Origin of the sequence: Amycolatopsis sp. 3B14 (genome assembly GCF_050958625.1) — a bacterium.
GTDB classification, from domain to species: domain Bacteria; phylum Actinomycetota; class Actinomycetes; order Mycobacteriales; family Pseudonocardiaceae; genus Amycolatopsis_E; species Amycolatopsis_E thermoflava.
This window is the reverse complement of record NZ_JBHZEN010000040.1, coordinates 20,751-32,478: the sequence shown is the minus strand read 5'-3', so window position 1 is coordinate 32,478 and position 11,728 is coordinate 20,751. Positions and strand designations below refer to the sequence as shown.

The 11,728-nt window shown below is 74.3% G+C and carries 11 protein-coding genes; 4 read left to right on the top strand and 7 right to left on the bottom strand.

The genetic code is table 11. The annotated features are described in order from the left end of the window. The first annotated feature begins 20 nt into the window (after positions 1-20). The 4 genes from ACCP09_RS22355 to ACCP09_RS22340 are packed head-to-tail and all read left to right on the top strand — an operon-like array spanning position 21 to position 4,690. The gene (locus ACCP09_RS22355; RefSeq protein ID WP_433749970.1) at positions 21-1,109 is read left to right on the top strand and encodes a M20 family metallopeptidase; all 1,089 of its coding nucleotides are present in this window, start codon (positions 21-23) and stop codon (positions 1,107-1,109) included. Beyond that, positions 1,106-1,945: a GNAT family N-acetyltransferase gene (locus ACCP09_RS22350; protein WP_378364597.1), complete on the top strand. Its 840-nt coding sequence runs from the start codon at positions 1,106-1,108 to the stop codon at positions 1,943-1,945. The genes ACCP09_RS22355 and ACCP09_RS22350 overlap by 4 nt, the downstream gene beginning before the upstream one ends. Beyond that, on the top strand, positions 1,942-3,048 hold the full coding sequence (gene menC / locus ACCP09_RS22345) for an o-succinylbenzoate synthase (protein ID WP_123686139.1): 1,107 nt from the start codon (positions 1,942-1,944) through the stop codon (positions 3,046-3,048). Before ACCP09_RS22350 ends, menC begins: the two co-directional genes overlap by 4 nt. A gap of 25 nt (positions 3,049-3,073) precedes the next feature. Further along, positions 3,074-4,690 (top strand): PucR family transcriptional regulator, encoded by a 1,617-nt coding sequence (locus ACCP09_RS22340; protein WP_433749750.1) that lies wholly within the window; start codon positions 3,074-3,076, stop codon positions 4,688-4,690. 42 nt (positions 4,691-4,732) lie between these two features. Here the strand turns inward: ACCP09_RS22340 and ACCP09_RS22335 are convergent, their stop codons facing one another. From ACCP09_RS22335 to ACCP09_RS22305, 7 genes are read right to left on the bottom strand one after another with little or no spacing between them, the layout of a single operon-like run. Then, on the bottom strand, positions 4,733-6,052 hold the full coding sequence (locus ACCP09_RS22335) for an MFS transporter (protein ID WP_433749747.1): 1,320 nt from the start codon (positions 6,050-6,052) through the stop codon (positions 4,733-4,735). A gap of 7 nt (positions 6,053-6,059) precedes the next feature. Continuing rightward, a complete protein-coding gene (locus ACCP09_RS22330; protein ID WP_433749744.1) occupies positions 6,060-6,866 on the bottom strand; it encodes an acetoacetate decarboxylase family protein in 807 nt (268 codons plus the stop codon). 8 nt (positions 6,867-6,874) lie between these two features. Next, positions 6,875-7,858 carry an alpha-ketoacid dehydrogenase subunit beta gene (locus ACCP09_RS22325; RefSeq protein ID WP_433749741.1) on the bottom strand — a complete coding sequence of 328 codons (984 nt, stop codon included), beginning with the start codon at positions 7,856-7,858 and terminating at the stop codon, positions 6,875-6,877. Then, positions 7,851-8,807, bottom strand: coding sequence for a thiamine pyrophosphate-dependent dehydrogenase E1 component subunit alpha (locus ACCP09_RS22320; RefSeq protein ID WP_433749738.1), 957 nt, complete (start codon positions 8,805-8,807; stop codon positions 7,851-7,853). The genes ACCP09_RS22325 and ACCP09_RS22320 overlap by 8 nt, the downstream gene beginning before the upstream one ends. A gap of 44 nt (positions 8,808-8,851) precedes the next feature. Continuing rightward, positions 8,852-9,595, bottom strand: coding sequence for an SDR family NAD(P)-dependent oxidoreductase (locus ACCP09_RS22315; protein ID WP_208722450.1), 744 nt, complete (start codon positions 9,593-9,595; stop codon positions 8,852-8,854). Further along, positions 9,592-10,413 (bottom strand): IclR family transcriptional regulator, encoded by an 822-nt coding sequence (locus tag ACCP09_RS22310; protein WP_433749734.1) that lies wholly within the window; start codon positions 10,411-10,413, stop codon positions 9,592-9,594. Before ACCP09_RS22310 ends, ACCP09_RS22315 begins: the two co-directional genes overlap by 4 nt. Then, positions 10,406-11,644: a M20 family metallopeptidase gene (locus tag ACCP09_RS22305; protein WP_433749732.1), complete on the bottom strand. Its 1,239-nt coding sequence runs from the start codon at positions 11,642-11,644 to the stop codon at positions 10,406-10,408. Before ACCP09_RS22305 ends, ACCP09_RS22310 begins: the two co-directional genes overlap by 8 nt. Positions 11,645-11,728 lie beyond the last annotated feature (84 nt).

Below are 11,728 nucleotides of genomic sequence, written 5' to 3'. Positions count from 1 at the left end.
CGTTCCCGGACCTGCCCGCGATGCTCGACGACATCGAGCGGCTGGTCACCTGCGAATCACCCTCGTCGGACCACGCGGCCGTGGCCGCGAGCGCGAACACGCTCGCGCGCATCGGCGAGCGGCTCCTCGGGGTGCCGCCGGAGCGGATCGTCCGCGACGGGTGGACCCACCTGCGCTGGCGGTTCGGCCGTGGGCCCGCGCGGGTCCTGCTGCTCGGCCACCACGACACCGTGTGGCCGCTCGGTTCCCTGGCCACACATCCGTACACAGTGGAGGGTGATGTGCTGCGCGGCCCCGGCTGCTTCGACATGAAGGCCGGGGTGGTGATGGCCCTGCACGCCGTCGCCGCGCTCGGCGACCGGGCCGGGGTGACCATCCTGATCACCGGCGACGAGGAGCTCGGCTCGCCCAGCTCGCGCACCCTGATCGAGGACGAGGCCGCGGGCTGCGCCGCCGCGCTGGTGCTGGAGGCGTCCGCGGACGGCGGGGCGCTCAAGACCGAGCGCAAGGGCGTGTCGCTGTACCGGGTCCGGGTGAAGGGCCGGGCCGCGCACGCCGGACTGGAACCGGAACGCGGCGTCAACGCCACCGTCGAGCTGGCGCACCAGATCCTGGCGGTGGCGGGTCTCGCCGACGCCGGGCGCGGCACCAGCGTGACGCCGACCGTGCTGTCCGCAGGCACCACGGCGAACACCGTGCCCGCCGCCGGGCAGTTCGCGGTCGACGTGCGCGTCCGAAGCGCGGCCGAGCAGTCCAGGGTGGACGAGCGGATGCGGGCGCTGGAGTCCGCTGTGGAGGGTTCGGTGGTGGAGGTGCTCGGCGGCCCCAACCGGCCCCCGATGGAAGCGGAGTCGTCGGCCGCGCTGTTCGCCCGCGCGCAGAAGGTGGCGGCCACGCTCGGCCTGGCGCCGCTGACCGCCGCCGCGGTCGGGGGCGCCTCGGACGGCAACTTCACCGCGGGCGCCGGGGTACCCACCCTCGACGGGCTGGGTGCCGTCGGCGGCGGCGCGCACGCCGACACCGAGCACGTGCGGATCGGCGAGCTGCCCGGCCGCACCGCGCTGGTGTCGGCACTGGTCGCCGACCTGCTGACGGACGTGCGCCGGTGAGGACCAGTCCCGAGGAGGCCGCGGCCAAGGCGGCGGTCGCGGCGGGCGTCCGCGTCCGCGAGGTCGCCGAACTGCCGGAGCTGGAGGCGGTGTACCGGCTGTTCGACCTGATCTGGCGCCCCGATCCGGCCAACCCGCCGGTGACCACCGAACTCATGCGCGCGCTGACCAAGGCGGGCAACTACGTCTCGGGCGCCTTCGTCGGGGACGAGCTGGTGGGCGCCTGCGTCGGGTTCTTCGGCACGCCCGGTGTGATGCACAGCCACATCGCGGGCGTGGCCCCGGTGATGGCCGGGCGCAGCGTCGGGCTGGCGCTCAAGCTGCACCAGCGGGCCTGGGCGCTGCCGCGGGGGATCTCGGTGATCGAGTGGACCTTCGACCCGCTGGTGAGCCGCAACGCCTACTTCAACCTCGGCAAGCTCGCCGCCGAGGCCGTGGAGTACCTGCCGAACTTCTACGGCGGGATGCACGACCACATCAACGGTGACGACGACACCGACCGGCTGCTCGTGCACTGGCGCATCGGCGCCCCCGAGGTCGAAGCGGCCTGCGACGGCACACCCCGCCGCGTCAGCGCGCCGCCCGGCGCGGTCGTGGCGCTCGGCGCGGAGAACGACACACCCCGCGCCGGCAGTCTCGACGGGCCGGCCCTGCTGGTCGCCGCCCCGCGGGACATCGAGACGCTGCGCCGTGCGGACCCGCGCCTGGCGCGGCAGTGGCGCATCGCGGTGCGCGACACGCTCGGCACGTTGCTGGCCGAGGGCGCGCGCGTCGCGGGATTCGACAAGACCGGGTGGTACGTCGTCACCCGCGTGGCGAAGGAGGACAACGCGTGAAACTGACCGGAGTGGAACTGCGCCGCATCGAGATGCCGCTGGTGGCTCCGTTCCGGACCTCGTTCGGCACGCAGACCGCCCGCGACATCCTGCTGGTGCGGGTCGAGACGGACGAGGCCGTGGGCTGGGGCGAATGCGGCGCACTGGCCGACCCGCTCTACTCGCCGGAGTACGTGGACGGCGCGGCCGACGTGCTGCGGCGCTTCTTCGTGCCCGCGCTCGCGGCCGCCGACCACCTCGACGCCACCGCGGTGGCCCGGGTGCTGGCGCCGTTCAAGGGACACCGCATGGCCAAGGCCGCCCTGGAGATGGCGGTGCTCGACGCCGAGCTGCGCGCCGAAGGCCGCCCGCTGGCGCGGGAACTGGGCGCGGTGCGCGACCGCGTGCCGTGCGGCGTGTCGGTCGGAATCATGGGCTCGGTCGGCGAACTCCTCGACACCGTCGGCGGCTACCTCGACGCCGGGTACGTCCGGATCAAGCTCAAGATCCAGCCCGGGTGGGACGTCGAGCCGGTGCGGGCGGTCCGGGAACGCTTCGGCGACGACGTGCTGCTGCAGGTCGACGCCAACACCGCGTACACGCTCGCCGACGCGCGCCACCTGGCCCGGCTCGACCCGTTCGGGTTGCTGCTGATCGAGCAGCCACTGGACGAGGAGGACGTGCTCGGGCACGCGGAACTCGCCAAGCGGCTCGCCACGCCGGTGTGCCTGGACGAGTCGATCGTGTCGGCGAAGTCGGCCGCGGACGCGATCGCGCTCGGCGCCTGCCAGGTCGTCAACATCAAGCCCGGCCGGGTCGGCGGCTACCTGGAAGCCCGCCGGGTGCACGACGTGTGCGCCGCCAACGGGGTGCCGGTGTGGTGCGGCGGCATGCTCGAATCCGGGCTGGGCCGCGCCGCCAACGTCGCGCTCGCGGCGCTGCCCGGCTTCACGTTGCCCGGCGATACCTCCGCCTCCGACCGCTACTATCGCACCGACATCACCGAGCCGTTCGTGCTCTCCGGCGGGCACCTGGACGTGCCCGCGGGGCCGGGCATCGGGGTGGAGCCGGTGCCGGAGCTGCTGGCCGAGGTGACGACGGCGACCGAGCGGGTGGCCTGCTGAGCCGGCGAGGAGGTGGGGCGTCGCGGTGAGCGCCGGTGTGGTCCGTGTCCTCGACGACCTCGGTGGCACGCTGCTCGACCTCGTCCACGGCGACCCGGGCGGCGCCGGGGACATCGGCGGCGTCGCGATCCACGACCCGTTCGAGGAACCCGTGCTGCCCCGCCACGCGCTCGTGCTCGGCGTGGGCGTCCGCGAGCCGGCGGACATCGTCCGCCTGCTGCGCGGGCTCGGCAAGCAGGAGGCGGCGGGGCTGGTGGTGCGCGCGCCGGTCGCCGTGCCGGCGGAGGTCACCGCCGCCGTCGACGAGACCGGCGTGGTGTTGCTGGGCCTGACGCGCGGGGCGTCCTGGGCGCAGCTGGCCGCGATGCTGCGGGCGCTGCTCGCCGAGGGCGACGTCGGCCAGGCCGAGCCGGAGATGCTGGGCGGCGTGCCCTCCGGCGACCTGTTCGCGGTGGCCAACGCGATCGCGGAGCTGATCGACGCGCCGGTGACGATCGAGGACCCGCGCTCGCGGGTGCTGGCGTTCTCCGGCCGCCAGGACGAAGCCGACCCGTCCCGGGTGGAGACGATCCTGGGACGGCAGGTGCCGGAACGCTTCGCCCGGATGCTCACCGACCGGGGCGTGTTCCGCGAGCTGTACCGCAGCGACCGGCTGGTCTACGTCGACGCGCTGGTCAACCTCGACGGCCTCACGATGCCCCGGGTCGCCGTCGCCGTGCGGGCGGGCGACGAGGTGCTCGGCTCGATCTGGGCGGCGGTCCGGGAACCGCTCAGCGCCGAACGCGAGCAGGCGCTGCGGGAGGCGGCCCGGCTCGTCGCGCTGCACATGCTGCGGGTCCGCGCGGGCACCGACGTGTCCCGCCGCCTGCGCGCCGAACTGCTCAGCACCGCGCTCGAAGGCGGCGCCGGAGCACGCGAGGCCATGGCCCGGCTGGGGCTGGCGGGCCGTCCGGTGGTGGTGCTGGCGCTCGCGCTCGCCGACCGCGGCCCCGGCGAGCGCGACGACGCCGGGGTGGCGACCGAACTGCAACGGGTGAGCGACGGCCTCGCGATGCACCTGACCGCGGTGCACCCGCGTGCCGCGAGCGCCCTCGTCGGGGACGTGGCCTACGGGCTGGTCCCGGTGGAGGGCGAGGGCGACGGCGAGCAGTGGGCGGTGTCCATCGCGACCGAATTCGTGGACCGCGTGGGGGAGCGGGTGCCCGCGGTCGTCGCGATCGGACCGGTCGCCGAGGACGTCCCGGCACTGGCCGGCGCCCGGGCCAGCGCGGACCGGGCGCTGCGGGTGCTGCGGGCGGAACCGCGCACCGGCCGCCGGGTCGCCCGCCTGGCCGACGTCCAGGTCGAGGCGCTGCTGCTGGAGCTGCGCGACCTGGTCGCCGCGCGGGGCGACCGCCCGACCGGCCCGGTCGCCCGGTTGTTCGACTACGACCGGCAGCACAACACCAACCTGGTCGAGACGCTGCGCGCGTGGCTGGACTCCTTCGGCGACGTGAACGCGGCCGCCAACGCGGTCTACGTGCACCCCAACACCTTCCGCTACCGGCTGCGGCGCCTGGCCGAGGTCGCGCGGCTGGACCTGTCCGACCCGGAGGCCCGCTTCGCCGCCATGCTGCAGCTGCGCGTGATCGCGCCCCGCTGACGCCGGAGACCCCCGCAGCCGGCTGCGGGGGTCTCCGGTCGTTCAGCTCGCGGTGGACGTCCGGTCGCGCCGCAGCGTCTCCGGCGTGCAGATCGCCGCGATGAGGCTGATCAGCGCGCCGCACGCCAGGTACCCCGCGGGCGCGTAGGTGCTCTGCGTGGCCTCCACGATGGCGGTGGCGACCAGCGGGCCCGCGCCGCCGAAGAGCACCACGCCGATGTTGTAGCCGATGCCGACCCCGCTGTACCGGCGGGCGGTGGGGAACAGCTCCGCGAAGATCGCCGGCTGCGGCGCCAGCATCAGCGCCTCGCCGATCACCACGAGCGCCAGGCCCGCCACCAGGAACCCGAACGACAACCGGTGCAGCAGCAGGAACCCCAGCGGCGCGGTGACCAGCACCCAGATCGCCCCGGCGATCAGGAACGGCTTGCGCCCGACGCGGTCGCACAGGCGCGCGAACACCACGGTCAGCACCATCATCACGACCATCGCGGCGAACCCGGCCAGCTTCGCCTGCGCGGCGGGCACCTTCAGCTCGGTGGTCAGGAACGTGGGCCCGTACACCAGCAGCACGTAGGTGCACATCGTCGGCGAGCACACCAGCGCGGCGATCCGCAGGATCGACCGCCAGTCGTGCCGCAGGGTGGCGCGCAGCGGCGCGCGTTCGTGCTCGCCGGAGGCGGCCACCTGCGCGAACTCCGGTGTCTCGTCCAGCCGCAGTCGCATGTAGAGGCCGATCAGGCCCAGCGGGAGCGCGATCAGGAACGGGACCCGCCAGCCCCACGACTCCAGCGCGGCGGGCGAGAGCACCTCGGTGAACAGCAGCGCGGACAGGCTGGCCACCATCATGCCGAGCACGATCGTGATCGTCTGCCAGCTGCCGTAGTAGGCGCGCCGCCCGGCCGGGGCGGTTTCGATAACGTACGCCACCGCCCCGGTCCACTCGCCGCCCGCGGACAGGCCCTGCGCCAGGCGCAGCACCAGGATCAGCACCGGCGCGGCGACCCCGATCGAGGCGTACGGCGGCACCAGCGCCATCAGCGCGGTGCCCAGCGAGATCAGCAGGATGATCGCCGACAACGCGCTGCGCCTGCCGTAGCGGTCGCCGATGTAGCCGAACACCACCCCGCCCAGCGGCCGCACCACGAAGCTCACGCCGAACAACGCGAACGTCAGCAGCAGCGCCGCGGTCGGGTCACCGGCGGGGAAGAACAACTTCGCGATCGTGGACGCGAAGTACCCGTACAGCACGAACTCGTACCACTCGATGAAGTTGCCGATGCACGCGGCGACGATCGATTTGCGTTGCGCCGGCGTGATGCCGGCGCCGGCACCGGCCTGCGCGTGGGTCTGGACGCTCATGGTGTGCTCACTCTCCTGCCGGGGCGACGCTGCCCCAGTGCGGTGTCCCCGCGACGGGGACGTGGTCGACGTGGTCGAGGTAGGTGCCGAAGCCGATGTCGAGGCGGATCCCGCCGTAGCGCGCGGACACCACCTCCCGGCACGGCAGCAGCTGGACGGGGTCCGCGGTGGAGGGCCGGAGGGTCACTTCGGCCGTGCCGTCCCACGCGCCGCCCGGCTCGGAGGTGCGGAACGGGATCCGCACCAGGCGGCTGATGTCGTAGCCGGTGCCCTCCGCGCTGGGGATCAGCTTGAGCGCGAAGTGGTTGCCGAACCAGGCGGGTACCGGGTCGAGCGGGCCGGCGGGTGCGGTGGCCCGCGCCCGGATGGTGACGATCTCGATGTCGTTGGCGGTGACGATGCGGCCGCTGACCTCGCCGCCGTCCTCGGTGAGGGTGACGGCGCGGGCCTGCTTCTTGGGCAGCCCGAAGATCTCCCGGCCGAGGGTCCCGTGGTTGAGGCCCTCGATGAAGAACGTGAGCGGGTAGGCGCCGACCTCACCGTGCCGGTGGCAGCGCACGCTGATCCCGGCCTGCAGGTACGGCGGCCGCTGCTCGACGGTGCCGTCGGGCAGGTGGAACCCGGCGCCGAGGAACTCGGCGACCCAGATCCCGACCAGCGGGTCCGCCGTCGCCGCCAGCGGCGCGGGCAGCAGGCCCGCCACGGCCTGGGGGTCGGTGCGGTACTCGACGGTGAGCCAGCGCAGCCGCACCGACTCGGTGCCCACGCCGTACAGCGGCGCGAACGGGGGCATGGCGACGACGGGTTCGGTCACGGTTCCTCCTAGGCGCGCACGGACTTGGTGACGGCCTCGGCGATCACCTCGGCCGACGGGATCACGGCGGCGGCGAGTCCCGGCGCGGCCGGGATGCGGGCGTCGGGCGTGCCGACCCGCACCGGCGGGCAGCGCAACGGCACCCCGGCCTCGGCGACGGCGGCGACCACCTCGCCGCCCACCCCGCCGACGGTGTGCGCCTCGTGGGCGACCACCAGGCGCCCGGTGCGGCGCACGCTGGCCAGCACGGTGTCCAGGTCGAGCGGGCGGACCCAGCGGGCGTCGATCACCTCGGCGTCGATGCCGTCCGCGGCGAGCCGCCCGGCCGCCTCCAGGACCCGGTGCTGCATCGCGCCCCAGGTGAGCACCGTGACGTCTCGGCCGGGCCGCCGCACGGCCGCGCCCCCGATCGGCCGCACCTCGCCGCCGAGCCGGACCTCCTGCTTGCCCGCGTGGTAGAGCGTGCGGTTCTCGATCACGATCACCGGGTCGTCGCACCAGATCGCCGACAGCAGCAGGTCGTAGGCGTCCTGGTGGGTGGCGGGCAGGCACACCCGCAGCCCGGGTACGTGGGCGAACAACGCCTCCAGCGACTGCGAATGCTGCGCGCACGCGCCGGGCGCGTTGCCCTGCTGGGTGCGCACGGTCAGCGGCGCGGACAGCGCGCCACGCGAGACGTAGCGGACGTTGGTGGCCTGGTTGACCAGCTGGTCGAAGGCGACCAGGGAGAAGTCGGCCCACATGATCTCCGCGATCGGACGGCGGCCGAACATCGCGGCGCCGACCGCGCCGCCGAGGATCGCCGATTCCGAGATCGGGGTGTCGAACACGCGGTCGCCGAACTCCTTGCGCAGGCCCTTCGTCACGCCGAACACGCCGCCGGGAGCGCCGACGTCCTCACCGAACAGCAGCGCTTCCGGCCGTTCGGCGAGCGCGCGGCGCAGCGCGGCGTTGACGGACTCGGCGTAGGAGAGGTTCTTCGTCTCAGGCATACAGGTGCTCCAGAACGGTCGAGGGGTCGGCGAGGGGATCGGCCAGGGCGCGGGCGGCGGCGTCGGCGATCTCGCGGTCCACCCGGGCGGTGAGTTCGTCCAGTTCGGACTGGGCGACGCCGAGGGCGAGCAGTTCGCGGGTCAGCCTGCCGATCGGCTCCGCGGCGAGCGCGGCGTCCAGGTCCCCGGCGGGTCGGTAGTGCTGCGCGTCGCCGATGTAGTGGCCGACGATCCGCTGGGTCATCGCCTCCAGCAGCACCGGGCCCGCCCCGGACCGGGCCCGGCGGGCGGCTTCGGCCACGGCCTGCCGCACCGCCTCGGGGTCGTTGCCGTCGATGCGCGCGCCCGGGAACCCGTAGGCGGAGGCGCGCTTGAACAACCGGTCCACCCGCACCATGTCGGCGATCGGGGTGAGCTCCGAGTAGTGGTTGTTCTCCACCAGGAAGATCACCGGCAGCGACCGGACGGCTGCGAAGTTCATCGCCTCGTGCACCGCGCCCTGGTTCATCGCGCCGTCGCCGAACGCGGCCAGCGCCACCCGGCCGGAGCCGTCGAACGTGGCGGCCAGCGCGGCGCCCGCGGCGATCGGCGCACCGGCCCCGACGATGGAGTTCTCGCCGTACATGCCGTAGTCGGGCGCGGTGAGGTAGGCCGACCCGCCCCGGCCGCCGTTGATCCCGGTGGCGCGGCCGAGCAGCTCGGCGAACAGGGCGCGGGGCGGCGCGCCGCAGGCCAGTGTCCAGCCGTGACCCCGGTAGGTGGGGAACACGGCGTCGCGGGTGAGGTCGAGCGCGGCGCACGCACCGGTGTAGATCGCTTCCTGGCCGTTGCACAGGTGCACCGAGCCGACGATGTCGCCGGTGGCGCGCAGGCGCGTGACCTCCTCTTCGAAGGACCGGATGCGCCACATCGATTCCAGATGGGCCAGCAGTGCGGCGGTTTCGGGCATGGGTGTACCCACTCTCCTTTTCGGACTGACGGGAAGTATGTGGTTCAGGCGTGGCCGAGCAGGCCGCCGTCGACGGTGAGGACCTGTCCGGTGACGTGCCGGGCGGCCGGCCCGGCCAGGAACTCCACGACACCGGCGACGTCGCCGGGTTCGCCTGCCGCGTCGAGGTCTTCGCCGGCTTCGGCGTAGCGGGCGCGCAGCCGGGCGGTGCCGATCGGGCCGGGGGCCACCGAGTTGACCCGGATGCCGTGCGGGCGCAGGTCGCGCGCCAGGTACCGGGTGTACTGCGCCACCGCCGCCTTGGCGACGCCGTAGTGGGCGTAGCCGCCGTCCGCGGTGGGCGCGAGCCCGTTGATCGAACTCATCGTGACGATGCTGCCGCGGCCCTGCGCCCGCATCGGACCGGCGACGGCCCGGCAGCAGTGGATCGTGCCGTAGAGGTTGAGCCGCAGCACAGCCTCCAGCTCACCGAGGTCCACTTCGGACGCGCGGTTGCCGTGGATCGGGCCGGTGCCGCCGCCGGCGTTGCAGACGAGCACGTCCACCCCGCCCCACGCGTCGACCACCGCGCCGATCGACGCGTCCACCGCGGCCGGGTCGGTCACGTCACAGCGCAGGCCCATCACGTCCACACCCTGGGCGGCGACCTCCGGCACGACCTCGCCGCCGAGGTCGGCGTCCACCACCGCCACGGACGCCCCGGAGGCCGCCAGCCGCACCGCGATCGCGCGCCCGATCCCGCGCCCGGCGCCGGTGACCACAGCCCGGGCGGAATCCAGCGTCCTCACGAGACCTCCCGGTCGGTGCGCGCCGGCACGTCGGGGGAGGGCACGGTCAGCCGGCCGGTGCGCAGCAGCCCGGTCGCCATCGCCGCCGCCTCCCGCACCTCCGCGATCAGCCACGACCGGCGCTCGGTGAACCGGGACTGCGGCACGGACACGGTGAACGCCCCGGCCGGCATCCCGTTCTCGCCGAAGAACGGCGCGGACACGCAGCAGACGCCGTCGCTGAACTCCTCCAGGTCCAGGGCATAACCGCGGCGGCGGGAGGTGGCCAGGTCCACGGTGAGCGCGTCGAAGTCGGTGATCGTGTGCGCGGTGACCGCCTCCAGCGGCACACCCGCGAACATCGCCGCGACCTGCTCCTCCGGCAGGAACGCCAGCACCGCCTTGCAGGAGGCGCGGGCGTGCATGTGCCCGGTGTAGCCCACGTCGAGGTTGCCCACGGACAGCGTGTGCAGACCCGAGATGTAGTGCTGCAGGATCAGCGTGCCGTGGTTCCAGCCGGAGATGTAGGAGGTCTCGCGCGTCTTGTTGTGCAGGCGCGTGAGGATGACCGCGAGCTCCGGGGAGGGCCCCGACCGCCGTTGCAGGTGGCGGCTCAGCGACGCCGCCTTCGGGCCCACGTCGTAGTACCCGCCCGGCAGCCGGACCACGTGCCCGCTGGCGACCAGCGTGCGCAGCAGGTGGTAGCAGGTGCCGATCTTGATGCCCAGCTGCCGCCCGAGCACCTTCGCGGTGGCGGTCCCGTCCGCGGCCGCGACGGCCTCCAGGACCTGCAGCCCGCGCTCCAGCGTGTGCAGGACGGTCGTGCGCTGCTCACCCATCGCGCACCACCAGCCTGGCCAGCGTCAGCGCCAGCACCTTCGCGGCCCGCACCACGTCGGCTTCGGCCACGCACTCGTCCGGCGCGTGCGCCCGGGTCACATCGCCGGGGCCGAAGATCGCCGTCGGCACGCCCCGGGAGCCGAAGTACGCGGCGTCGGAGCCGGCGGTGAAGCCGGTCAGCGTCTCCGCGCCCGCGCACTCCCGCTGCGCGGACCGGAGCGCGGTGATCAGCGGGTGGTCCGTGGGGGTTTCCCACCCGGGCAGTCCCTCGTGGTCCCAGCGCACGGACGGCGGGTGGTCCCGCAGCCAGTCGTCGGTCGCGGCGACCTCGCCGAGCACCCGCTCCACCTCCCGGCGCAGCTCGCCCGGAGGCTCGCCGGGCATCAGGCCGATCCGGCCGGACATGGTCGCGTGGTCGGGCACCGCGGCGCGCCAGCTGCCCGCCCGGGCGGTGCCGATCGCGAACGGGATCGCGGTCGGCACGTCGGCGAACAGCGGGTGCCGGTAGGCCGCGCCGCGTTTGCGCGCCAGCTCGGCCAGCGCCTCGCGGACCCGGATCAGCTTGTCGAACGCGTCCACCCCGCGCCACGGGGCCGAGGTGTGCGCGGCGACGCCGGTGACCTCGACGGTGAAGAACAGCAGACCGGTGCTGACCGGCACGATCGCCCCGCCGGTGGGCTCCAGCACCAGCGCGGCCGCCGGGTCCGGCGCCTGGTGCACCGCCGCCCGCGTGCCCGCCCCGGTGGTCTCCTCGGCGACGACGAGCTGCACCGCCACGTCGAACGGCAGGTCCACCCCGGCTTCGTCGAGTGCGGCGAGCGCGTACAGCCCGGCCGCGATGCCGCCCTTCATGTCGACCGAGCCGCGCCCGTGCACCAGGCCGCCGTCCCGGTCACCGGAGTAGGGCGGCCGGGACCACGCCTGCTCGTCGCCCGCGGGCACCACGTCGACGTGGCCGTTGAGGACCACGCACGGCAGGCCGCGGCGGCCGGGGTACCAGGCGATCAGGTTCTCCCGCTGCGCGGCCCGCGGCTCCCCGGAGGCCTCCTCGAGCGGCTGCCGCGTCACCGGCCAGCCCCGGGCGGCGAACCAGTCGGCGTACCGGCCGGTGACCCGGTCCTCCCACCCGCTCTCGCTCGGGTCCCGCACCGTCGCGGCCAGGAACGACAGCATGTCCTCGGCCAGGGCGTCGACACGGGCCGTCACGTCGGCGTCGGTCGGTCGCGGCATGGTCACCTCCTGCTTGCTGGGCTGGCCGACACTGTGCGGCCCCGGAGGCGCCCATTGCATCAGAGTGAACCCGTTTTTCGACTA